The organism is Streptomyces sp. NPDC001027 (genome assembly GCF_040299045.1).
GTDB lineage: Bacteria > Actinomycetota > Actinomycetes > Streptomycetales > Streptomycetaceae > Streptomyces.
Window position 1 is genome coordinate 1 of sequence record NZ_JBEPBI010000119.1, and the last position, 24024, is coordinate 24024.

Consider the following 24024-nt stretch of genomic DNA (forward strand, 5'->3'; position numbering starts at 1 on the left):
AGTACCGATTCGTGTACTTGCTTCCCACCTGGCACTGCTTCCTCTGGAACCTCAGATCCCAGTCTCCAGGTGTCCACGATCAAGGGGAAGCTTCAAGGGGACACACGAAAAGACCTACGAGACAGATCCTCACGGGTGGGGAGGCGGCAATCGCAACTGCGATGGACTCTGCGCCGATGCGCGAGAGAACCCCACGTGTGGGCACAGGACGTCAGCGAACGCGGTACTTGGCGCGGCAGGTGGGAGAGACCCCCACAGGCGTGGGGAGGACAACGTGTTCGGCACGCTCAGCCAGACGTTCCTGGACAGACCCCCATGTGCGTGGGGAGGACCCTTCGGGACCTGTGGGTTTGAGGAATCCCTGGCCGCATTTTGCTGACTTTACTAGAGCCGGCTGTGCTGGATGGGGGTGTTGCCGTGATGGCTGATGAGCAACGAGGCAGGGCTCCGCCGGCCCACTCTCCTTCGACGGGGCGGCAGCCTTTGGTCTTGCTCCGGCGGTTGGTATCCATGCCAGTAGTGGACCAGGCAGCAGCGAGGCGAGGCCCCGACCGGCAGACGTTCGCGAGGACGGCCTCATTCTCACTGCCGCGTCACGTCTACCGAGTACGCCAGCTCACGCCCTGCAGCGGGCCGGGCAGTAAACCGGGTCTCCAGGGGCTCATCGGTGTTCTCCTTCGTGGATACCCCGTCCTTCAGGGCGGGGAGGAAACGAAGTACCTGCGGAGCAGGGCAATGAAAGAGCAATCGCCGCCGAGGCGATTGGTCGTCTTCACCCAACTGTGCGCGCTCTGTCACAAACTGATGGGCTAGTATGTGAGCTGTGAAGGCCACCCACGTGAAGCGGGCGTTCAAGTACCGCTTCTATCCGACCGACGCGCAGGCAGCTGAGCTGTCCCGCACGTTCGGCTGCGTGCGGAAGGTCTACAATCTCGCCCTGGCCGCGCGCACGGAAGCGTGGACGCGGCAGGAGCGGGTGAACTACAGCCAGACGTCAGCGATGCTGACGGCCTGGAAGAAGACCGAGGAACTCGCGTACCTCAACGAGGTCTCCTCCGTCCCGCTCCAGCAGGCACTGAGGCATCTCCAGACGGCGTTTGCGAACTTCTTCGGCAATCGGGCGAAGTACCCGCACTTCAAGTCGCGGAAGAAGTCCCGAAAGTCGGCGGAATACACCACCAGCGCGTTCCGGTTCCTGGACGGGAAGCTGACGCTGGCGAAGATGGCGGAGCCGCTCGACATCGTGTGGGCCCGTCCGTTGCCCGAGGGGGCGTCGCCGTCCACGGTGACCGTGTCTCAGGACGCGGCCGGCCGCTGGTACGTGTCCATGCTGGTCGAGGATCCGACAGTTCAGCCGCTCCCGGCCGCAGAGAGGGCCGTTGGCATCGACGTCGGACTCGACCACCTTCTGACTCTGTCGACCGGGGAGAAGGTCTCCAACCCCCGGTACGAGCGCCGCGACCGTGCCCGTCTCGCCAAGGCCCAGCGGCAGCTTGCCCGTAGGGCCGAGGGAGACGGCGCAAACCGTCGGAAGGCCCGGGAGAAGGTCGCCAAGGTGTACGCCCGGATCGCCGACCGGCGCCGGGACAACCTGCACAAGCTGACGACTCGACTCGTTCGTGAAAACCAAACGATCGTGATCGAGGACCTCACCGTTCGGAACATGGTGAAGAACGGCAGACTGGCCCGCGCTGTCAGCGACGCGGCGTGGGGCGAATTCCGGAGCATGCTGGAGTACAAGGCCCAGTGGTACGGGCGCGAAGTGATCGCGGTCGACCGCTGGTTCCCCTCGTCCAAGTTGTGCTCCACCTGCGGCACCTTGCAGGGCAAGATGCCGCTGAACGTTCGCGAGTGGACGTGCGACTGCGGGACGGCCCACGACCGGGACGTGAACGCAGCGAAGAACATTCTGGCGGCCGGGCTGGCCGTGTCTGTCTGTGGAGCTGGTGTAAGACCTCAACGGAGTACTCCGGGCGGGCGGTCGGCGACGAAGCAGAAAACCCCACGGCGCGAGCCGTAGGAATCCCCTCCCTTCAGGGAGGGGAGGATGTCAACAAAGGGAGCGTCACCTCCGCCGGGGTCCAGCGGCAGTACGCCGAGACGGCCGGCTGGACGGAGAACTGCCGGATCGGCGTGTTCGCCGCCTGTATGCGCGCGGCATCCAGGCCAGCCGCCCATCCGCGTTCGCGCAACGGGCGGTGGTGAACGTATCTGTTGGGGGCGCGGGGCCGGACGTACAGGAAGCACCAACCGATCACCCGCTGGTATGTGCGGCCCGGAACGTGGCGACAGTGTCGGGAGACCACGCGGCCGGATCTGACGGGCGACCCCCCAAGCTGCGACGTCGGCCATGCTCCAGGCGACTGGTTCAAGGCCGGGACGGTCGGTTCGTCGGTTCAGGCCATTGGCTTGCCGCACGTCTTCGCGGTGGATGAAGCAGTCACCGCCGTTCGGCATGGTCCGGATGCCGGGCAGGGTGCCAGGCCACCCCATGGGACACGGCTCCCGGGTCGCACAGCGGCTCTCCTGCCGCCAGCACCGTCCGCTTGCCTCAGACCGCGCCGAGGCGCGATGACTTGCGGTTTTCCGCGCCTTGATCCGCGGCTCCACGTGGCGGGACGCCACCTCGATCACGGGGCGGCCCCGATCATCCCGTCAGACATGACCGACATCGGGCCCAGAAGCGGGTGGCTTGCTGACGGAACTTTGTCTTGTGAGTGGAAAAAGATTCGTGTTACTCGCGCGTAAGTGCTTCCCAGTCTGGAAAATGGTTGTTACGTTCCTCCCCGAGAGCCCGACGGTGTGGCCGATGGCGGCTGGCGCCTGAGTCCCAGCTGGGGACGAGGGGAGGGGAGGGATTGTGCGACGGATGACTGCTCGGCCTGAGAACGCGCATCAGGCGCGGCTGCTTCGCCTGCTGTGTGACGACGGGTCCCACTCTCGTGCGCAGCTGGGTGATCTGGTTGACCTGTCCCGGTCGAAGCTGGCGGTGGAAGTGGACCGGCTGCTGGAGACGGGACTGGTTGTCGCGGACGGGCTGGCACCCTCTCGGGGCGGCAGGCGGTCGCACAACATCCGGCTCGCGCCGACACTGCGTTTCCTCGGTGTCGACATTGGGGCCACGTCGATCGATGTCGCCGTGACCAATGCGGAGTTGGAGGTCCTGGGGCACCTGAATCATCCGATGGACGTCCGGGAGGGCCCGGTCGCGGTCTTCGAGCAAGTCCTGTCGATGGCCGCGAAGTTGAGGGCATCGGGGCTCGCGGAGGGGTTCGACGGCGCCGGCATCGGCGTCCCGGGCCCGGTCCGTTTCCCCGAGGGTGTCCCGGTCGCGCCGCCGATCATGCCGGGCTGGGACGGCTTCCCGGTGCGGGAGGCGCTCAGTCAGGAACTGGGCTGCCCGGTGATGGTCGACAACGACGTGAACCTGATGGCGATGGGGGAGCGGCACGCGGGCGTGGCCCGTTCCGTGGGCGACTTCCTGTGTGTCAAGATCGGCACCGGTATCGGCTGCGGCATCGTCGTCGGCGGTGAGGTCCACCGCGGGGTGACGGGCAGCGCCGGCGACATCGGTCATATTCAAGTGGAACCGGAAGGCCGCGCATGTGCGTGTGGCAACCGGGGCTGTCTGGAGGCGCATTTCAGCGGTGCCGCGTTGGCCGCAGACGCGGAGCGGGCCGCGCGTGAGGGGCGGTCGGTGGAGCTCGCTGCGCGGCTGGAGGCGGCCGGGCGTCTGTCGGCCGAGGATGTGTCGGCTGCTGCGGCGGCGGGGGACGCGGTCGCCCTGGAGCTGATCAGGGAGGGCGGGAAACGCCTGGGACAGGTCATCGCCGGGCTTGTCAGCTTCTTCAACCCGGGACTGGTGGTGATCGGCGGCGGGGTGACCGGGCTCGGGCACACGCTGCTGGCCAGTGTCCGCACCCAGGTGTACCGGCAGTCGTTGCCGCTCGCCACGGGGAACCTGCCCATTGTGCTCGGTGAGTTGGGACCGGCGGCCGGAGCCATCGGCGCGGCCCGGCTCATCAGTGACCACATCTTCTCACCGGCCTGACCGCTGTCCGGCTCGGTCGGCGACGGACCACGACCTGCGCCTCGCGCCCCTGTGGCCCGACCACCACTGAGCGTCGCCGCAACCTCGCCAGCGATTCGCCACACCTATCGCGCCCAGGCAACCCCGCGGTGCCCTCGTCACACCCATAACGCCGCGGCCTCAACCACCGCATGACGCGTCGGCGGCCGGCCCCGCCACTACCCGGTCGCCGGGCCACCCGGCTTGCCCTGCTCAGCTTCCACGCCCCGGCTCACAACTCGGGGCTCGCCGAAGCCGCCCGTGTTCCCGACCACTCCGCCCAGCCCTGCCCGCTGACGGCCCGCACCCGCCGAGGGGATTCCTCATGGCATCACCACCACCCCTGCTCACCATGTCCGGTATCACCAAGTCCTTCCCCGGCGTACGGGCCCTCGACGGCGTCGACCTCGACGTCCAGGCCGGTGAGGTCCACTGCCTCCTCGGCCAGAACGGGGCCGGCAAGTCGACTTTGATCAAAGTGCTCGCCGGAGCCCACCAGCCCGACGACGGTGAGATCACCTGGCAGGGTGCGCCAGTGACCCTGGGCTCACCGATCGCCGCCATGCGTCTGGGCATCGCCACCATCTATCAGGAACTCGATCTGATCGAGGGGCTGTCCGTCGCGGAGAACGTCTACCTCGGGCACGAGCCGACCTCCGCCGGGTTCATCGTGCGTGGCTCCGCCGCCCGCACGGCGACCGCGGAACTGCTCGGAGGTCTGGGGCACTCGGAGATCGATCCCTCCCGGCTGGTCGGCGAGTTGTCCGCGGCGCAGCAGCAGATCGTCTCGATGGCCCGCGCGCTGTCCCACGAGGTTCGGTTGATCGTGATGGACGAGCCGTCCGCGGCGCTCGACCCCGAAGAGGTGGACAACCTCTTCCGGATCGTGGGCGATCTGACAGCCGACGGCGTCGCCGTCATCTACATCTCCCACCGTCTTGAGGAGATCCGCCGTATCGGCGACCGGGTTACGGTCCTGAAGGAGGGCCGGTCGGTCGCGGGCGGCCTGCCTGCCAAGAGCACACCGACCCAAGAGGTCGTGGCCCTGATGACAGGGCGGAACGTGGAGTATGTCTTCCCCGAGCGGCCCGACGCCGGGTTCGCCGCAGCCCGGGAGCCGGTGCTGAAAGTCGAAGGGCTGAGCAGGCGAGGGGAGTTCGCGCCGGTCGATCTGGAGCTGCGGCCGGGTGAGATCGTCGGTCTGGCCGGGCTGGTCGGGTCCGGACGCAGCGAGATCCTGGAGACGATCTACGGGGCTCGCAAGCCCGACGGCGGCCGTGTCCTGGTGGACGGAGCCCCGCTGCGCCCCGGGAGCGTCCGCGCCGCCGTCCGCGCCGGCATCGGTCTCGCCCCCGAGGAGCGCAAGGCGCAGGGCCTGTTGATGCTGGAGTCCGTCAGCAGCAACGTGTCGATCTCCACGCTGCCCCGGTTCGCCCGCGCGGGCTGGCTCGACCGGCGCACCGAGCGGGCCGCGACGCACCAGGCGGTGCGGGAACTGTCGCTCCGGCCGGACAATCCCGACGCCGCGATCAGGACTCTGTCCGGCGGCAACCAGCAGAAGGCCGTCCTTGCCCGCTGGCTGTTGCGAGGCTGCAAGGTGCTGTTGCTGGACGAGCCGACCAGGGGTGTCGACATCGGCGCGCGAGCGGAGCTCTACGCGGTGATCCGGCGGCTGGCCGACGAGGGCCTGGCCGTACTTCTCGTGTCCAGTGAGGTGCCCGAGGTCCTGGGCCTTGCCGACCGGGTGCTGGTGCTGCGTGAAGGCAGCGTCGTCCACACGGCGGACGCCCGGGAGCTCGACGAGCACCGCGTACTCGACCTTGTGATGGAAGGGAGCCCGACGTCATGACACAGCCGGCCACTACGGCGCAGGAGGATGCGCCGACGTCCGCCGCCAAGCCCGCGGGGGAGCAGGGGAGTTCACCCCGGCTCGGTCTGCGGTGGGACGTGCGCGCCCTGTCCTTGCTCGGAGTGCTCGCCGTCCTCGTCGCGGTCGGTGGGATCACCGCGCCGGACGAGTTCCTCGCGACGAGCAATCTCCAACTCGTCCTCACCCAGGCGTCCGTGATCGGCGTCGTCACCGTCGGCATGACGTTCGTCATCACCAGCGGCGGGATCGACCTCTCGGTCGGTGCGATGGTGGCGCTCGCCTCGGTGTGGGCGACGACCGTGGCCACACAGGAGTTCGGCTTCGCGGGCATCCTCTTCACCGCGGTGATCGTCGGTGTGGGATGCGGTCTCGTGAACGGTCTGCTGATCGCCTACGGAAGGATGGTGCCGTTCATCGCGACCCTTGCCATGCTCGCCTCCGCCCGAGGCCTCGCGCTGCAGATCACGGACGGCAGCACTCAGGTCGTGAGCGTCGAATCGGTGCTCGACCTGGGCGCCCGGGACTCCTACGTCCTCGGCATCCCGCCCCTTGTCCTGATCTTCGCCGCGGTCACCGTCATCGGCTGGCTGGTGCTCAACCGCACCACCTTCGGCCGCCGCACCGTCGCGGTCGGCGGCAACGCGGAAGCAGCCCGCCTCGCCGGGATCGACGTGCGCCGCCAGCGCCTCTACCTCTATCTGCTGTCCGGACTGTGCTGCGGTATCGCCGCGTTCATGCTGATCGTGCTCGCCGGCTCGGGCCAGAACACCAACGGCAACCTGTACGAGCTGGACGCCATCGCCGCCGCGATCATCGGCGGCACCCTGCTCAGCGGCGGCCGCGGCACCATCATCGGCTCCGTCCTCGGCGTCCTGATCTTCACCACGATCACCAACATCTTCGCCCTGAACAACCTCGAGACCGCTGTCCAGCAGATCGCGAAGGGCGCCATCATCGTCGCCGCCGTCCTGGTCCAGCGCCGCTCCCCGCACGCAGACACCTGACGTCCGTGCCGCACACCGCCGGACGGCGGCCCCTGACACCCGCCGTCCGGCACCCCACAGCCTCCACCTGACGCACACCGCCCAGTCGAAGGGTCGATCCGCCATGGCAAGAATCCCCGCCACCAGCCGCAGAGCACTGCTGTTCGGCACCGCAGCCGTATCCGCCGGTGCCGTGCTGACGGCCTGCACGAGCAACGAGCCCAAGAACCAGGAACAGACCGCGGACAACGCCGCCCCGGTCGCCGACGACAAGCCGGGCAAGGCCGTCACCATCGGCTTCGCCGGCCCCCAGGCCGACCACGGCTGGCTCAACGCCATCAACGACAACGCCAAGTCGCGTGCGAAGAAGTACTCCGACGTCACGCTGGAGATCACCGAGGGTTCCAACGACACGGCCCAGCAGATCGGCCAGATCCAGACACTGATCAACAAGAAGGTCGACGTCCTGGTGATCCTGCCGGCCGACGGCAAGGCCCTCACCCAGGTCGGTCTCCAGGCCATGCGGGCGGGCATCCCCGTCGTCAACCTGGACCGCGTGTTTGCCTCCCCGCAGGCGTACCGCTGCTGGATCGGTGGCGACAACTACGGCATGGGCCTCAACGCCGGCCACTACATCGGCGAGCAGCTCAAGGACAAGAAGAACGCCAAGGTCGTCGAACTCGCCGGCCTCGACAGCCTCGAACTGACCCAGCAGCGAACCAAGGGCTTCGACGACGCCCTGAAGAACTACCCCAACATCGAGAAGGTCGCCCGCCAGGCGGCCGACTTCACGGTCGAGTCAGGCCAGGCCAAGATGGCCCAACTCCTGCAGGCCCAGTCGAACTTCGATGCCCTGTGGAACCACGACGACGACCAGGGTGTCGGTGCGCTGCGCGCCATCGACCAGGCCGGGCGTGACGACTTTTTGATGGTCGGCGGTGCGGGCGCCAAGTCCGCGATGGACGCGATCAAGGCCGGCGACAGCGTGCTGAAGGCGACCGTCCTGTACCCGCCGACGATGGCCGCCTCCGCCATCGATCTCGCCCGGGCGCTCGGCCAGGGCAAGGGCGTCGGTGGCCTCGCCGAGTTCGAGATCCCGTCCTCGCTGACGCTCTACTCGGCCGTGGTCACCAAGGACAACGTAGACCAGTACCTGCCGACCGGCTTCATCTGACCGGTCCGGGCCGCGCGCCCCGAGAAGACAGCGACGAGGCAGTGACACTCCGACGAGGAGGAATCCGTATGGAACAGAGGGACAGTCGGACCGCACCCCCGGCACTCGGTGTGGGGATGGTCGGATACGCGTTCATGGGCGCCGCGCACTCACAGGGGTGGCGCACCGTCGGGCACGTCTTCGACCTGCCGCTGCGGCCGGTTCTCGCCGCGATCGCCGGCCGCGACGCGCAGGGAGCGCGTGCGGCCGCCGACAAGCACGGCTGGGCCGCGACGGAGACCGACTGGCGTGCCCTCATAGCCCGCGACGACGTACAGCTCGTCGACATCTGCACACCGGGCGACAGCCATGCGGAGATCGCGATCGCGGCGCTGGAGGCGGGCAAGCACGTGCTGTGCGAGAAGCCACTGGCCAATTCGGTCGCCGAGGCGGAGGCCATGGTCACAGCCGCCGAAGCCGCCCGCGCACGCGGGCAGTTGGCGATGGTGGGCTTCAACTACCGGCGCGTGCCCGCCCTCACCTACGCCCGTCGGCTCATCGCCGACGGCAGGCTCGGCACGCTGCGCCACGTGCGGGTGAGCTACCTCCAGGACTGGCTCGTCGACCCCGACTTCCCGCTGACGTGGCGGCTGCAGCGGGAGCACGCCGGGTCGGGGGCGCTCGGTGACCTCGGCGCGCACATCGTCGACCTGGCCCAGTACCTGGCGGGGGAGCAACTGGTCGGCGTCTCCGCCCAGATGGAGACCTTCGTCGAGGAACGCCCCCTCCTCGACGGTTCCTCGACCGGCCTGGCCGCTTCCGGCGGCACCCGGCGAGGGCCGGTCACGGTCGATGACGCCGCCGTCTTCACCGGCCGGTTCTTCTCGGGGGCGCTCGCCGTGTTCGAGGCGACCCGGATGGCCTCGGGACGCAAGAACGCCCTGCGGCTGGAGCTCAACGGCGAACTCGGATCGCTCGCCTTCGACCTCGAGCGGCTCAACGAGCTGTCCTTCCATGACCACCGGGAGCCCGCCGCCACGGCAGGGTTCCGCAGGATCCTCGTCACCGAGGCCGAGCATCCCTACCTGGAGGGCTGGTGGCCGCCGGGCCACGGTCTCGGCTACGAGCACACCTTCGCGCACCAGGCTCGCGACCTGGTCGAGGCCATCGCGTCCGGCACCGACCCGAGGCCGTCGTTCGCCGACGGGCTGCAGGTGCAGAGGGTGCTTGCCGCAGTGGAGGAGAGCGCACAGAAGAACTCCGTCTACACCCCCGTCCAGGCCGTCTTCGCCGAAGCCCGGTAGCGATCCGGCAGGACCCACGCCTTCTTGGAGCCGCCATGGCACGCTCGTTCACTCTGTTCACCGGTCAGTGGGCCGATCTGCCGTTGGAGGAGGTCTGCCGACGGGCCGCCGACTTCGGCTACGACGGCCTCGAACTCGCCTGCTGGGGCGATCACTTCGAGGTCGACAAGGCACTGGCCGACCCGTCCTACCTGGCCGGTCGACATGCCCTGCTGGAGAAGTACGGCCTGAAGTGCTGGGCGATCTCCAACCATCTCGTCGGCCAGGCCGTCTGTGACCATCCCATCGACGAACGGCACCAGGGCATCCTGCCCCCTCGCATCTGGGGCGACGGAAAGCCGGAAGGGGTGCGTCAAAGGGCCGCGGCCGAGATCAAGGACACGGCGCGTGCCGCGGCGGCCTTCGGCGTCGACACGGTCGTCGGTTTCACCGGGTCGTCGATCTGGCATCTGGTGGCGATGTTCCCACCGGTGCCGGAGCGGATGATCGAGCGCGGCTACGAGGACTTCGCCGCGCGGTGGAACCCGATCCTGGACGTCTTCGACACCGAGGGCGTCCGCTTCGCCCACGAGGTCCATCCGAGCGAGATCGCCTACGACTACTGGACCACCCGACGCGCACTGGAGGCGGTGGACAACAGGTCCGCCTTCGGGCTCAACTTCGACCCCTCCCACTTCGTGTGGCAGGACCTGGATCCGGTCGGTTTCCTTTACGACTTCCGGGACCGGATCTACCACGTCGACTGCAAGGAGGCCCGCAAGCGCCTGGACGGCCGCAACGGACGCCTCGGCTCCCATCTGCCCTGGGGCGACCCGCGGCGCGGCTGGGACTTCGTCTCCGCGGGGCACGGCGACGTCCCCTGGGAGGATGTGTTCCGGATGCTGCGCTCGATCGGCTACGACGGGCCGATCTCCGTGGAGTGGGAGGACGCCGGCATGGACCGCCTCGTCGGTGCGCCGCAAGCGCTCGCCCACCTCAAGCAATTCGACTTCGACCCGCCTTCGGCGTCCTTCGACGCCGCCTTCGGAGGCGGCGACAACTAAGGCTCCGACACACGGGGTTCGCTCCCTGGAAGCTGCCACGTACAGGCCCGGTGGCGGGAAGGCCGCCGGGCCGGTCCGGGCTGCCCGGACCCTGCTTTGTCCTCAATTCGCTTTGTCCTGACCCTGGAAAAAGTGCGTCTTTCTTCTGCGCAAGGTCTTTCGGTCAAGGACGAACCGGGCTACGGTCCCCTCTCGTGCACAGGCGCCACCCAGTGGTTTGACAGTGACGGCGCACCCCCACCGGTTGCACAGCTCACCGCTCGTTCGACCGGACGACGGAGAACGACCGTGCACCACACACGTCAAGCGCCACCGGGAAATCCCGCCCTTCTCACCGGCGGCCTTCTCGTCGCCGACTCGCTCGCCGTAACCGCGCCGACCACGCAGACGCCCTCGGCCACGACCAAGGCCTGCTCATATGCCGACGGTGGGCGCGGACAACAGCCCCGCTCCCGCCCACCGTCCTCCAACCGCATCGGAACATCGACATGGCAGGGAGGCACCCGTGAACCCTGACGGGAACGCAGCGCAACTCCGGGCCGCCGGGCGGGCCGTACGCACCGGTGTCCGGTTCGTCGGAGCCCGAGGACCGGTGGCCACCACTGCCGTCGCCGGATGCGCGGCGGTCACCGCCGGACGGCACCCGTCGACCGGCATGGTCACCGAGACCCCACCGTTCGACGGCACCGGCCTGCCGGCCCTGCCCTCCCTCGTCTTCGGTGGTCAGGACATCACCCACCACCCGCTGCCCAAGCGGGCCGAAGACCTCACCGACGCGGGCGTCCTGCCGCACGGCCTCGCCTCCCGCCGTACACGCCGAACTCCAGGAAGCGGACGAGGAGATACGGCCCGGCGGCCCGCTCCCGGACGACCCTCGCAGCTACGAGGAACTGGTCGCGGACCTCGCCGCAGACCTCATCTCGTTCCGCGAGCGCAACACCCTGGCACGGGTGGTGGTCGTCGTCGACGTCTCCTCCACGGAGCCTCTGCCCGCCCCCGACGTCGTACGACTGCCGCCCAGCTCCCTCTACGCGGCCGCCGCCATCCGAGCCGGCTGCCCCTACGTCAACTTCACGCCGTCCACCGGGCTGCGCACGCCCGCCCTCAGGGACGCCGCCGCAGTCGCCCGACTTCCCCACGCGGGCCGCGACGGCAAGACCGGTCAGACCCTGCTGCGGGCGGTACTCGCCCCGATGTTCGTCCAGCGCGCCCTCACGGTCCGGGCCTGGTCCGGCACCAACCTGCTGGGCGGTGGCGACGGGGCGACGCTGACCGACCCCGGCGCGGCTGCGGCGAAGAACGCCGGCAAGGAGCGCTTTCTGGCCGACACCCTCGGGCACATACCGCAGGGCGAGGTGCACATCGACGACGTCCACGCGCTCGGCGACTGGAAGACCGCCTGGGACCACATCGCCTTCGAGGGCTTCCTCGGCTCGCGCATGATCCTCCAGACCACCTGGCAGGGCTGTGACTCGGCCCTCGCCGCACCGCTCGTCCTGGTCCTGGCCCGTCTGGTCGCCCGCGCCCACGAGGTGGGCCTGTCCGGCCCGCTCCCGGAACTGGGCTTCTACTTCAAGGACCCCGACGCCGGCCCGTCGGGCCTCTCGGAGCAGTTCACCGCACTGCTGTCCTTCGCCGACCGCCTGCGCACGGCGCAGTGACGCGCTCTCTGGTCTCCACCCCCCTCGCGCAGTATCCGGCCGCGTAGCGGCCACCACGGTGAAGTCCCTTTTCCCTGGGGCTCGCCGGCCTCGGTTGAGGCAGCACCCGCACCCGCAGCACCGCGACAACGAAAGAGAGAACCACTGTGACCGCGTTCAATGACGAAGCCGTCACCGGCGAGTCCCTGCGCCGCACCCTCGGCGTCAGCCGCCGCCGCTTCCTCAGCACCTGCACGGCCGTCACCGGGGCGGCGATCGCCGCCCCGGTCCTCGGCGCCACGCCTGCCCTGGCCCAGGACAGATCCGCGGCCGTCGGCGACGACCGGGGCCGTTCCGCCCTCGTCCCGCCGCACAAGCGCGGCATAATCCTCTACACCGTCCGCGACGCGGTCGGCCGCGACCCGCTCGCCTCCGACCTGCCCTCCGGCTTCCGCGAGGTGTTCCGGCAGCTGTCACGCTTCGGCTACCGCCAGGTGGAGTTCGCCGGCTACGGCCAGCACGCCAACGCGCCCGGCGGCGCCGACCTGGGCACGGTCCAGGGCGCGAGGCGCCTGCGCTCCTGGCTCGACGAGTACGGCCTGCGGGCCCAGGGCAGCCACGGCTACATCCCGCCGTCCTGGCCGCTGACCCCGTCCGACCGGGACACCTTCAAGCGCTGGCTGGAGATCGCCAACATCCTCGGCATGGAGCACATGGGCACCGGCGCCGACCCCACCAACACCCCCTACCGGGCCGACTGGGACGTCGCCGCGGAGAAGTGGAACACCCTGGGCGCCATCGCCCGACGCGAGGGCATCAAGCTCTACACCCACAACCACGACGCGGCCTACGACTTCCTGCTCGACGGCGGCCCGCTCGACGCCCAGGGCAAGCCGACCCGCAGCTCGGGCATCCGGAAGCTGGAGTACTTCCTGAAGGTGACGGACCGCAAGAACGTCTACCTGGAACTGGACGTCTTCTGGGCGCACGTGGCCCAGTACAAGTTCCACACCTACACCGCCCACGACGGCTCGCAGCGCGAGCGCGTCTTCGACCCGGCCGCACTCGTGGTGCGCAACACCAACCGCTTCCCGCTCTTCCATGCCAAGGACGGCGTCGTCAACCTCCAGAGCGGCCTGGGCTACGACATGGTGCCGTTCGGCACGGGCGACATCGACTACCAGAAGTTCTTCACCCGGGTGGGTGCGAAGAACTACCACAACCCGATGGTCGAGCAGGACAACGCACCCAGCGCGAGCGCCCCCGGCCAGTCCCTGGAGTTCGCCAAGGTCGGCTACGGCAACCTCGCGGCCCTGCGTGGCTGCAACTGACGAAGCTCTCACCTGTCTTTCCGCCAGGCGCGCTCCGGTGCCCGACGTACTGAGCACGCCTGGCCTCTCGCCGGCCTCCAACCCGCAGCGGTCGGCGGCCGCGGACCCTCTTCGCGGCCGCCGACCAGACCGAAGGAGTTCTGAGTGCGCAACAGACGGATCGTCACCCTCCTAGGGGCCGCCACCCTGGTCGGAGCCGCCGGGCTCCTGCCCCTCCCCGCAGCCCAGGCCGCCCCGTCGGCCCCCGTGCCGCCGGCCGCGTCGGACTTCCAGAAGGTCACCCTCAACGACCGCCCCGGCGAGCCCATGGCCCTGGCCGTCCTGCCCGACCGGCGCGTGCTGCACACGGCGCGTACCGGCGAGGTCCGCATCCACGACCCCAAGAGCGGCGTGAACTTCCTTGCCGCCGACATGAAGAAGAGCCCCTCAGGGCTCTACCAGCACGACGAGGAAGGCGTCCAGGGCATCGCCGTCGACCCCGGCTTCGCCAAGAACCACTGGGTCTACCTCTACTACTCACCCCGCCTCGACACCCCTATGGACGACCCGGCCACCCCGGGCGTCAACGAGGGCGACGCCCCGCAGTTCGGCACGGCCGCGGACTTCGCCAAGTACAAGGGCTACACACGGCTTTCGCGGTTCAAGCTCGTCGGCAACAAACTCGCCTACGCCACCGAGCAGAAGATCATCGACGTGCCCGCCGACCGCGGCATCTGTTGCCACGTCGGCGGCAAGATCGACTTCGACCGCAAGGGCAACCTGTTCCTGTCCACCGGCGACGACTCCAACCCGTTCTCCTCCGACGGCTACGCCCCGATCGACGACCGTGCCGACCGCAACCCGGTCTACGACGCGCGGCGCACCTCGGGCAACACCAACGACCTGCGCGGCAAGGTCCTGCGCATCAAGACCAAGCCCAACGGCGGCTACGCCGTACCCAAGGGAAACCTCTTCGCACCGGGCACCGCGAAGACCCGCCCCGAGATCTACGCCATGGGCCTGCGCAACCCCTTCCGCTTCGGAGTGGACGAGAAGACCGGCGAGGTCTACGTCGGCGACTACTCGCCCGACGCCAACACCGCCAACCCCGGCCGCGGCCCCGCGGGCCAGGGACGCTGGATGGTCATTGACCGCCCCGCCAACTACGGCTGGCCGTTCTGCGTGACCCAGGACATGCCCTACCAGGACTACGACTTCGCCACCCAGACCTCCAGCGGTGCCTTCGACTGCGCCAAGCCCGTCAACGACTCGCGCCACAACACCGGCCGCAGCCAGCTGCCCCCGGTCGAGGACGCGGAGATCGTCTACGGCTACGGAGCCTCCGCGGAGTTCCCCGAACTCGGCACCGGCGGCATCGGCCCCATGGGCGGCCCGGCGTACCAGTACGACAGGTACAACAAGGCCCAGAACCGCTGGCCCCAGTACTTCGACGGCAAGCCGCTCTTCTACGAGTGGACCCGCGACCAGATGAAGGCCATCACCCTCGGCAAGAAGAACGAGGTGCTGAAGATCGAGGACGCGATCCCCTCGATCAAGACGGACGGCCCGATCGACGCCGAGTTCGGCCCCGACGGCGCGCTGTACGTCCTGGAGTACGGCACCGGCTACTTCGCGGAACTGCCCGAGGCCCAGCTGTCCCGCATCGACTTCACCCGCGGCAATCGCACCCCGGAACCCAAGGCCGCCGCGGACGTGGTCAACGGCACCAACCCGCTGACGGTCCAGTTCTCCAGCGCCGGCACCACGGACGCCGACGGTGACGCCCTGCGCTACGCATGGGACTTCGACGCCGACGGCACTGTGGACTCCAGGGAGGCCAACCCGAAGCACACCTTCACCGCCAACGCCGTCTACGACGCCACGCTGAAGGTCACCGACAGCACCGCGCGCTCGGCCTCCGCCTCCGTCCCCGTCGTGGTCGGCAACAAGGCGCCCACCGTCTCGCTCACCACCGACCCGGCCCCGCACGGCGGCACCCCCTTCCACTGGGGTGACACGGTCACCTGGCAGGTCACCGTCACCGACGACCAGCCGGTGGACTGCGCCAAGGTCAGCGTCTCGTTCATCCTCGGCCACGACTCGCACGGCCACCCGCTCTCCACGAGCAACGGCTGCTCCGGCTCGTTCAAGACCTTCGTGGACGGCGGTCACTCCGGCTCGGACAATCTCAAGGCAGTCTTCAACGCCACCTACACGGACACGCCCCCGGACGGCCTGCCCTCCCTCTCGGGCAGCGCCGAGGTCGCCCTGACACCGGCCGGCTGACCCGGCGGAGGCACAGATGCGGGGCGTCGCAGGAGTGGCGCCCCGCCGCTGGCGCGCCAACTCGCTTTCCGTATCCATGAGGACCAGGACTTCCCAGACCGTGCCGGGATCGTGAAACGCACATCGCAGCTCTGCGCCACCTCCTGGCCGTCCTCCTGCGGCGACTGCGCCATCTCACCGTCCCGTCGGCAGGACCCTTCCGGAGCTGGACGAGAGCTACCTGCGCTTGCGAGACGCGGTCGAAGAGCACTTCACCATCGCTCCGCCTTGGCCACGCCCGAGCACAACACGCCGACGCGTTCGACGAGCCGGCTTTCAGCCCAGGAACTGCCCAACCGGAAGGCCGCCGTGGTGCTGCCGGCCCAGGCCTTCAACCAGCATCCGCCGGGCACGGCCGCCGGAAAGTGCATCAGCGCCGACACCTACATCCAGCGCAACCCGAACTTCGGCAACGGCCGAGATGCCTTCGTTGTGACCCGCCAGGATCACCACGCCCACACCGCCCTCGGAGGCGCGGGGGTGGTGTCACGTGCCCGGGGCGGACAGGTCACAAGGGACAGTGGGCCTGCTGGGGCGCGATCACGGCCCGCTCCTGAAGGGGCACCTCGCGGGCGAGTGCTCCGTCCGGGTCACCGGCACTCGCCCCGATCTCTTGAAGTACGGTCTTCCAGGTGCCATCGGGCGACCAGCGGCGATGACGCTCATTGACGGTCTGCCAGCGCCCGTACCGTCGGGCAGATCCGGCCAGGGCGACCCCGGTCCGGGCCCGGAACAGCACCTCATTGATCACTCTGAGGTGATCCGCCCACTACCCGCCCGGCTGGCCGTTGCCGGGCAGCAGAGGCTCGATCCTCTGCCACTGCGCGTCCGTGAGCTCATGTCGCCGCACCATACGGACGTCCAGCCCGGCAACTCACGAGGTCCACCCAGTCCGCCTAGAGCCATCAGAAGCGGCCTGGCGGCTTGGGAATTGTCCTGGATCGCTTGCGACGCGGCGACGCGGACGGAGCCGCCGAGGCTTCACGGTGTTTGCCGCTCCCTTCTGTTCTCGCGTCGTGTCCCGGCCGGCCCTGCCATGTCTCTTACGCCGAGGTGTGGCAGGAAGTGGCATTGAGTGCCAGCAGTGGGACGTACGGCTGCTGACCGGATCAGGCTCACAGGCTTTCGGGCTACGCACAGCAACCATCCGGTGTGGGTGGAGCCGGAGCCGGCAGCCGGGAAGTGCATGGGGTCGTCCCCGAGGGGCAGAAAAAGATCGGATTCTGCGAGGGCGGGCGGCATCGCATCCGCCAGGCTCGCAGAAGTCACGTTGACGTCGTCGGAACGTCGAACCCGGCTACTGCGCGGTAGTCCCCTGGCACATGCCCGGGGACCGGCCATGGCTGGAACCTGGACCTTTGGCCAAGCCTCGTGGGCCGGTAAGAGATGTCAACTGCCGCTAGTCCTTACCTCTTTCCGGGGCGCGCCGACAGTGACGGACGACACATTGCCAAGATCTGCCGGAACCGAGTGAGGGGGACGCTCCCGCGTCCTGCGACGTAGAGGGCGTCTTGCCCCCGAGCCATACGCAGCGTGACCACCCCTGATGCCATCCCTGAACGGTGCCTGATCAAGCGGAACTTCCCCCCCCGCTGCCAGGAGGACTTCGTTAACTGACCGTCAAAACGCTACTTATCACCGGAGTTGACGTGCACGTGGTTCTCATAGGCGAGTGGTGCAGGCGGGACCCGGTAAGCTCATCCGAGCATCTTCTCTCGAGGCGTAACCGGTCGATCGGTAGACCCGCGGGGCCGATCGGCTCCACGAACCAGAGAGGAGCTGCTGCGGATGGAGAACCCGCCCCAGGGCGGGGAGCAGAAAGACCGGAAGATCGCGCAGAAAGTGATCGGCTGGCTGACGCTCCAGGGCCTGAGCGCTCTGTTGCGGCACCTGATCGACAAGGCTTTCTAAACGCCAGAGGCCCCCTGGTGCAACAGGAGGCCTCCCGGGATCAAGCTCCCAGACGCTGGGCCCTGTGCCCCCGCCAACGGCGTCATGAACCGTGGGGGTACAGGGCCTCTTTCGTAATGGGTACACGCGGACCGCAGTCCCCAAACCGTGTGTCTGACGGCGTCCAACCTCGCGCATTTCGCGTGAAGCATCCACCGGTTCTGCCACTAAAAAACATGGTAACCCAGGTGAACGCTTCACAGTAATTGCGACGAAGGGACCCCGCGTCGGCGAAGGGTGCTCCTGAAGTGGTCCCAACGACCAAGAAGGGCACACAGATGACACGGGGTATGGCCGACTTCAGCCCCTCCGAACTGCAGGCTCAGCGGATGAACGCCGACAGGCGCCCGGACCGCACATCGATGACTGCTGAGGAACTGGCACGCGCGGTCGGCGCGACCAAAGCGCAGATCCTTGCCTACGAGAACGGGCACCGAGTGCCAGACCCGCTGCGCATCAACAGCCTCGCCCGCGCACTCAAGATCCAACCCTGGCAGCTCATGAACCACGCCGAACGCCAGGCGTGGACACTTGCGGACTGGAGGCGCGCGCGCGGACTGCGCGCACAAGATCTCGTGGCACTCCTGGGGATCTCCCCCAAGAACTACCGGCGCTTCGAGACCGAAGGCATCGTCCCCACGCGCCGACCGCAGTTCGTGGATGAAGTCGCACGCGCCCTGGCCGTGCAACGGCCGACAGTTGAGATGGCCATAGACGGCACCCCCGCGGTAAAGCAACGCCAGGCCCGGGCTCACGAACTCGTCGTGGCAATGGCCGAGACGTACGTGCCCCGGCGTGGCCCCTGGCGTGGCCCCTCGCTCGACGACCCGAATCTGATCGAACTGGCCGCCTCCTACGGCCGTCCCGTACAGCGCTTGCACCGCGTCCTTACCTACGAGCTCGGAGAACTGAGGCAGAACCAGGTGCGGGCCCTGCGCGAGCGTGTCATCGCCGACTATGACCCCGACCGTGATCGCCAGGCCAATGCCCAGTACGCCGTGGACCGCTGGAACGAGGTCTACGAAAGAGATCTGTCCCTGATCCCGAAACGCCTGGAGCGCTTCCATCGCACGGCCCAGCCCTCAGATCTCTGGCAGGTCCTGGTCGACCTCTACACGGTCGACGCAGCCGTACGCGCCGACGCCGGCACCTGGGTGCCGACAACGCTCCTGGGTAAACACCCTGACGTGCTGCCACCACACCTGATAGAGCAACGTGACGTCGCTGACGTGGAAGTGTGCCGCCTGACGGCGCAGGGAGCCTCCCACGTCATCTCCTTCAACGCTCTGTACGCCGCGCTCTACCCGACGGCTCGCAAACCGGCACGCCCCACCGTACGCGGCAACAACGCAAAGACGCGCAATACAACAGGAGAGGCGTTCACGCTCCCCGGGCATGCGCAGCGTCTGGTCGTGCCCCAACCGGCAGTAGAGGCTTTACGTGCTTCCCTCACCGGCCTCAAAACATCTGCCCACCTGCCGCTCAGCCCCTCGTACAGCCTCGCTGTGGGAACGAGCACACTGGTGGCTTCCTCTACTGATCAACCGCAGTCCGAGAACCCCGCCGCAGCCACTTGAGGAGGACGCACCAGTCTGTACAGACCGACCAGTGACGGCGACAGGTTCGCATATGTCCCTTGCGGGCACCGCTGCGGCGCCCGCGCGGATCCGCTTCAACCGCCCTGGGGCGGCGTGAATATCCGGTGAGAGGCGGTGGCGCCGCGGACCCAGCGGAAAGCCCTCGCCCAGGCGACGTCATCACGGGCCCGCTTCCAGCCGGGTCGGACCGCGGATGTCGCGTACAGGTGAACGGCGGCAGACTCGGGAGGCCAAGAAAGCCGCTGACGCACAGAAGAAGATCGTCCCCGTCCAGGACAAGATCGCGACAACACCAAGGACATCGCGAGCAAACAGAGACTTCGCCTGGCCGGCCCCAGCCGGGCTAGCGGTCCGCGGTAGTGGGCCACCCTTGAGCTACAGAGCCAGCAGGCTCCGCAGTTGCACGATGCCGTCCCAGAGGACCCCGATCGGGATGTCGGCGGTGACAGGCGTCGTCTCGGTCCAGCCGTCGTACGCTCGGTCCCCATCACGGACCGGCTTCCAGTCCTGCGCCCGCCACTCCGCGAGGACCTCTCGCTCCAGCCGTTCGGCATCGCGACCGACGTCGAAGGCAAGCGTCGCATGCACCTGCCAGCCCCGCCTGCGGTGCTTCTCGATCCGGCCCGTACCCAGGTTGCAGATCCCGACCTTCGCCGCCTGCAGACGCGAGTGGTACAGCAGATACACCTCAGCTGCCTGCCCCCGATTGAAACCATGCTCGGCACACTCACAGCAGCCCGTGCCGCGGCTGTTCACGCTGCCGAGCGTCGGAAAGACAACGGCGTTGCACGCTGCATTCATGCACTGGCATCGCCAGCGCTCCCGCACCCCCGGATAAGGCTCCAGCGGACGCAACCCGGCTGCCGTCATGATCCCCGCAGCGACGTCGCCGGCGATCACGACACCCGCGCACCACTTGCAGGCCTGCGCTCCGCGCCGGACCCAGGCCAGACGAGGGTAGACGATGCGGTCCGACGGGCCAGGGCATGCCGGAGCAAGGCACCTGCTACGCCAGCGTTCATTGACGCCCTTGTACGGCTCGAGCGGCTGAACACCGACCGCGAGCATCTCACTGAGGGCCTGGTCCTCGGGCACACGCATCCTCCCCCCGCAATGAGCGCACCCTCCCTGCCCGGTGAGGACGACGTTGGCGTAGGTGGGGGTGATACTGTCCGCACCGCAGCGCAGACAGGTACACGGCCAAGGCTTGCCGGCCTTCTGGTAGGGCTCGCGGGGCTCGACGCCACGCTGGATCATCTCGTACGCCGCGCGCTCAGGCCGGACAGCGATCCGGGCACAGTACTTGCACGCCGAACCCTTGCTCAGCCGGGCGTCTGACAGACGCGGCCGGATGTCGGCCGGATCGCCTTCCCACAGGCCCGGGCACAGCGCGCTGAGGCAGCGGCTGCGCCACGGCACATCCGATCCGGGATACTCCTCCAGCGGCTCCACACCAGCGGCGCGCATCTCGGCCAGTGCCACGTCCGCCGGAACCCTTCGTCTCGCAGCTGCCCGGGCCCGACCGCATGGATCACAACCGCCACGACCGGGCTGCATCACATTGCGGTAGACCGGCCGAACGAACTCGCCGCACTCCATACAGACGCTCAGCCACGGTTGGCTGCTGAGAGGCCACACCGATATGGGCCAGATCCCCTTGGCGATCATTTTCGCCTTGGCGACGTCCGGATCGAGATGACGAGGCACTTCACTCCAACCATTGCCAGGGCCGACACGCCGGCATCCATCGGACCGCTACAGGCACGGGTCACGATAGTGCGCAGTCGAAGCCCACAGCCCGCGTAGTGTGAGACGCCGTTCCACAACGTCATCAAGGACGCCGGGATCGCCCTGTCCGAGATCGGCCACGTCGTTCTCGTCGGTGGCTCCACCCGTATGCTCGCCGTCGCCGAGCTCGTCAAGGAGCTGACCGGCGGCAAGCAGGGAGCCATTGTCAAGGGTTGTGGATCGGGTCGTCTGCGCCGGTGGCACTGTCATCGGGGTCGAGGAGGTAGGCGCCTCTCGCGAGGCTTTCCAGGATGCGGTCGGCGGTCGCCTTAGCGGTCAGGTTGCTGGAATCCAGGACGTTCGTCTCGTAGACGCCCAGATCGCTGAACTGGTCGTGCATCGATCGGATCGGTTCGGGCTCGGTCAGAGCGTCGCCGGTGCGGCCGGTTGCCCGTTCAAGCGTGGTGTGCTGGTTCGGGCGAAGGATGATGTAGCTCAGCGGCACGGCCTGTTCCTTGGCCGCGGCGCGGAAGAGGTCGACGAACCATGGGCCGACGACGCCGTCGTACACCACGTGGTAGCCCCCGCCGGCGTAGCCGAACGCCGCCGAGACCAGTACTTGCAGGACTACCTGGTTCTGCCGATGAGCTTCGGGCAGGTAGGGCGGGATCCAGCCCTGCTTGATGTGGCGCCAGAAGTCGTCGCTGTGCAGATGGACGCTTGGGGCCAGGTGATCGGCGAGGAACGCCGCCACGGTGCTCTTGCCGGCTCCGGGTGGCCCCGTCAGGACGATCACCTGACCGTGGACGGGAGGGGTCTGCTCGAAGGCCGGCGGGTTCATGCCGCTACCGTGGCACGTTCGACCAGCACGCCGCTCTCGAATTTGGCTCCCGCGCGGACAAGGGGCACCAGGTGGGCGCCGGTGATCGCCCGCCAACGGGTCTGCGCGGAATCGACGAGCTTGAACACCATGGCGAGCGCGGCGGCCGGGCTGCCCGCGCCGCGGGTGACCTTGGTCCGGAGCTTGACCGTCGAGAACGTCGACGCGATGGGATTCGTCGTGCGCAGGTGGACCCAGTGCTCCGCCGGGAAGTCGTAGAACGCCAGCAGTTCGTCCGCGTCGTCGGTGATCTTCGCGACGGCCTTTGGCCACTTGGCACCGTAGGTTCTCGCGAACGCCTCGATTATCTTCTCGGCGCGCGCGATCCTCTGCGTTGCAGACCTCTTGCATGGCTTTCGTCGCGCCCGGCTGCGCGGACTTCGGCAGACCGTTCGAGACGTTCCGGGATTTATGGGCCAAGCAGCTGATGCCGTGATGCGGGGAACACCTCGGCGAGCGCCTTCCGCATTCCCATCGCGCCGTCGCCAACGACCAGCTCGGGGTCGCGCATCCCACGCCGACGGGGGTCACGCCACAGGTCGGCCCACGACTCGGTGGACTCGCGCAGGCCCTCCGCGATGGCGATCAGCTCCTTGGTGCCGTCCAACCGGACGCCGAGCAGGACCAGCACGCACGAGTGGGCCTGCCCGAGCCTCACCCTTGGGGTGCACGCCGTCGGCCCACACGTAGGCGAAGTCGCGGTCGGACAGGTAGCGGGCCAGGGAAGGCGGCGTGGTCATCGGCCCACTGCTTGGTCAGCCGGGTGACCGTGGCCGGTGAGAGCCCGGCGGCTGAGCCGAGGAACTGTTCCAGTGCGGGCACGAAGTCGCCGGACGACAGTCCGTGCAGGTAGAGCAGCGGCAGAACCTCGGAGATCTTCGGGGACTTGCGGCACCACGGCGGCAGGAGTTTCGAGGAGAACCGCTTGCGCCCGCCGGTCGACTCGTCCACCCGCCGGTCGTTGACCCGGGGCGCGCTGACCTGGACCGGGCCGGCGGCAGTGACGACTGTGCGGGGCCGGTGGTGTCCGTTGCGGACCACCATGCGCCGACCCCGCTCGTCCGTCTCGGCCGCCAACTCGGCTATGTACTGGTTGACTTCCGCTTCCAGCGCGGCGGCCAGCATCCGGCGGGCGCCCTCGCGGACGATCTCGTCGATCAGGGAGCCGGACTGGGTGGAGCCGTCGCCGGTGATCACGCCAAGCACGGGGGTGTGCCTTCCCGACCCGCGCTGCAACGCGGGCCTACTCGGAGACCACTTAAGGATCATTTGGGAAGGTACGGCCTCCGCGTGCCCTCCCAGAACCGATCCACAAGTCCTGAGCATTGCTGGCAAGGAGGCCAACGAGGGTGTGGACCCGGACGAGGCCGCCGCCATCGGCGCCTCGCTCCAGGCAGGTGTCCTCAAGGGCGAGGTCAAGGACGTCCTGCTCCTCGACCTGTCCGGCGTACACCCTGACCCTCGAGCAGACGTCGCCTTCCGGGTCAAGGTCGGTACCCTCTTTTGTTTCTCCATAACAGCCAGGAAGCAATCGGAAGGGTCATTTGCTGCGCAGCTCGGCCAACTGTGCTTCCAGTTCCCGGATGCGGACAGACGCCTCAGCGTTGCGTGCCTGAAGCGCGCTGAGCCGGTCTCCGACATAAGGGGAACTGCTCTGCGCCGCTTCATGAAGACGGATCAGTTCCTCGTAGGTGTCTCGGCTGACAGGCCTGCCGCCCTGCTCTGCCGCGTGCACCAACCCGGTGATGAACGACCGAGGAGGTATACGGCGGCCGCTGAGGAACCGGGAGACCACACTGGCGTCGAGATGCACACGAGCGGCATACGCCCGCATCGACACCTCGAGCGAGGCGAACAGCGATTGCAGTGCGCTCGCGAGCTGCTGCGCCTCCCGGCCAGCCCCCTCACCCGTGTAGGCACCGGCTCTCGTGAGGCGGTCTGGCTTCTGCTGAATCGCAGCCTCCTGAGCCGCTTCCGTCTCCCTACGCTCAGGTGAAAGCTGCCTGGGCAGGTTTCGTGGCAGGGATGGTGACACCGCTTGGCTGGCCGCGGGTGCAGTGCGGCGGGCAAGTTCACGGGGCCTCCCCCTGAGTGGTGGACACGCTGATACTGGATCTGCTTGATCCGGAGGAAGCGAGAAGACCGCCGATGGCGATGAAGGACTACTCGGA

At 68.2% G+C, this 24024-nt stretch carries 16 protein-coding genes and 4 pseudogenes; 14 read left to right on the plus strand and 6 right to left on the minus strand.

Annotation, left to right across the window (positions count from 1 at the left end):
- Window positions 1–823: 823 nt before the first annotated feature.
- From ABT300_RS27155 to ABT300_RS27200, 10 genes and pseudogenes are all read left to right on the plus strand, one after another.
- Window positions 824–2020: an RNA-guided endonuclease InsQ/TnpB family protein gene (locus ABT300_RS27155; protein ID WP_351680733.1), complete on the plus strand. Its 1197-nt coding sequence runs from the start codon at window positions 824–826 to the stop codon at window positions 2018–2020.
- 849 nt (window positions 2021–2869) lie between these two features.
- Window positions 2870–4051 carry an ROK family transcriptional regulator gene (locus ABT300_RS27160; RefSeq protein WP_351680735.1) on the plus strand — a complete coding sequence of 394 codons (1182 nt, stop codon included), beginning with the start codon at window positions 2870–2872 and terminating at the stop codon, window positions 4049–4051.
- Between the two features lie 343 nt (window positions 4052–4394).
- Window positions 4395–5918: a sugar ABC transporter ATP-binding protein gene (locus ABT300_RS27165; RefSeq protein ID WP_351680737.1), complete on the plus strand. Its 1524-nt coding sequence runs from the start codon at window positions 4395–4397 to the stop codon at window positions 5916–5918.
- On the plus strand, window positions 5915–6943 hold the full coding sequence (locus ABT300_RS27170; protein WP_351680740.1) for an ABC transporter permease: 1029 nt from the start codon (window positions 5915–5917) through the stop codon (window positions 6941–6943). The genes ABT300_RS27165 and ABT300_RS27170 overlap by 4 nt, the downstream gene beginning before the upstream one ends.
- Before the next feature lie 103 nt (window positions 6944–7046).
- Window positions 7047–8096: a substrate-binding domain-containing protein gene (locus tag ABT300_RS27175; protein WP_351680746.1), complete on the plus strand. Its 1050-nt coding sequence runs from the start codon at window positions 7047–7049 to the stop codon at window positions 8094–8096.
- Between the two features lie 68 nt (window positions 8097–8164).
- Window positions 8165–9379, plus strand: coding sequence for a Gfo/Idh/MocA family protein (locus tag ABT300_RS27180; RefSeq protein ID WP_351680749.1), 1215 nt, complete (start codon window positions 8165–8167; stop codon window positions 9377–9379).
- 35 nt (window positions 9380–9414) lie between these two features.
- Window positions 9415–10422, plus strand: coding sequence for a sugar phosphate isomerase/epimerase family protein (locus ABT300_RS27185; protein ID WP_351680752.1), 1008 nt, complete (start codon window positions 9415–9417; stop codon window positions 10420–10422).
- 418 nt (window positions 10423–10840) lie between these two features.
- Window positions 10841–12083 (plus strand): annotated as a pseudogene (locus ABT300_RS27190) (inositol-3-phosphate synthase).
- A gap of 146 nt (window positions 12084–12229) precedes the next feature.
- Window positions 12230–13393 (plus strand): sugar phosphate isomerase/epimerase family protein, encoded by a 1164-nt coding sequence (locus tag ABT300_RS27195; RefSeq protein WP_351680755.1) that lies wholly within the window; start codon window positions 12230–12232, stop codon window positions 13391–13393.
- A gap of 144 nt (window positions 13394–13537) precedes the next feature.
- On the plus strand, window positions 13538–15658 hold the full coding sequence (locus ABT300_RS27200) for a PQQ-dependent sugar dehydrogenase (protein WP_351680757.1): 2121 nt from the start codon (window positions 13538–13540) through the stop codon (window positions 15656–15658).
- A gap of 315 nt (window positions 15659–15973) precedes the next feature.
- Here the strand turns inward: ABT300_RS27200 and ABT300_RS27205 are convergent, their stop codons facing one another.
- Together ABT300_RS27205 and ABT300_RS27210 are read right to left on the minus strand one after the other, a co-directional pair.
- Window positions 15974–16150 (minus strand): hypothetical protein, encoded by a 177-nt coding sequence (locus ABT300_RS27205; protein WP_351680760.1) that lies wholly within the window; start codon window positions 16148–16150, stop codon window positions 15974–15976.
- 55 nt (window positions 16151–16205) lie between these two features.
- Window positions 16206–16448: a transposase gene (locus tag ABT300_RS27210; protein ID WP_351680763.1), complete on the minus strand. Its 243-nt coding sequence runs from the start codon at window positions 16446–16448 to the stop codon at window positions 16206–16208.
- Between the two features lie 1037 nt (window positions 16449–17485).
- On the opposite strand from ABT300_RS27210, the gene ABT300_RS27215 reads away from it, so the two are divergent.
- Both ABT300_RS27215 and ABT300_RS27220 read left to right on the plus strand, forming a co-directional pair.
- Entirely contained in the window at window positions 17486–17608 is a 123-nt protein-coding gene (locus ABT300_RS27215) for a hypothetical protein (RefSeq protein ID WP_351680766.1), read from the plus strand.
- Between the two features lie 329 nt (window positions 17609–17937).
- Entirely contained in the window at window positions 17938–19224 is a 1287-nt protein-coding gene (locus tag ABT300_RS27220) for a helix-turn-helix domain-containing protein (protein WP_351680768.1), read from the plus strand.
- Between the two features lie 396 nt (window positions 19225–19620).
- On the opposite strand, the gene ABT300_RS27225 is transcribed toward ABT300_RS27220, so the two are convergent.
- Window positions 19621–20727 carry a hypothetical protein gene (locus ABT300_RS27225; protein ID WP_351680771.1) on the minus strand — a complete coding sequence of 369 codons (1107 nt, stop codon included), beginning with the start codon at window positions 20725–20727 and terminating at the stop codon, window positions 19621–19623.
- A 324-nt stretch (window positions 20728–21051) separates the two neighbouring features.
- On the opposite strand from ABT300_RS27225, the pseudogene ABT300_RS27230 reads away from it, so the two are divergent.
- Window positions 21052–21189, plus strand: a pseudogene (locus ABT300_RS27230) (Hsp70 family protein); the annotation flags it as partial.
- Between the two features lie 10 nt (window positions 21190–21199).
- Here the strand turns inward: ABT300_RS27230 and ABT300_RS27235 are convergent.
- The gene (locus tag ABT300_RS27235) at window positions 21200–21814 is read right to left on the minus strand and encodes an AAA family ATPase (RefSeq protein WP_351680774.1); all 615 of its coding nucleotides are present in this window, start codon (window positions 21812–21814) and stop codon (window positions 21200–21202) included.
- Window positions 21811–23059: pseudogene (locus ABT300_RS27240) on the minus strand (IS256 family transposase). The gene ABT300_RS27235 and the pseudogene ABT300_RS27240 overlap by 4 nt, the downstream one beginning before the upstream one ends.
- Window positions 23060–23105: 46 nt before the next feature.
- Between ABT300_RS27240 and ABT300_RS27245 the strand changes: the two are divergent.
- Window positions 23106–23297: pseudogene (locus ABT300_RS27245) on the plus strand (Hsp70 family protein); the annotation flags it as partial.
- A 96-nt stretch (window positions 23298–23393) separates the two neighbouring features.
- Here ABT300_RS27245 and ABT300_RS27250 read toward each other — a convergent pair.
- A complete protein-coding gene (locus tag ABT300_RS27250; protein WP_351680777.1) occupies window positions 23394–23666 on the minus strand; it encodes a hypothetical protein in 273 nt (90 codons plus the stop codon).
- Window positions 23667–24024 lie beyond the last annotated feature (358 nt).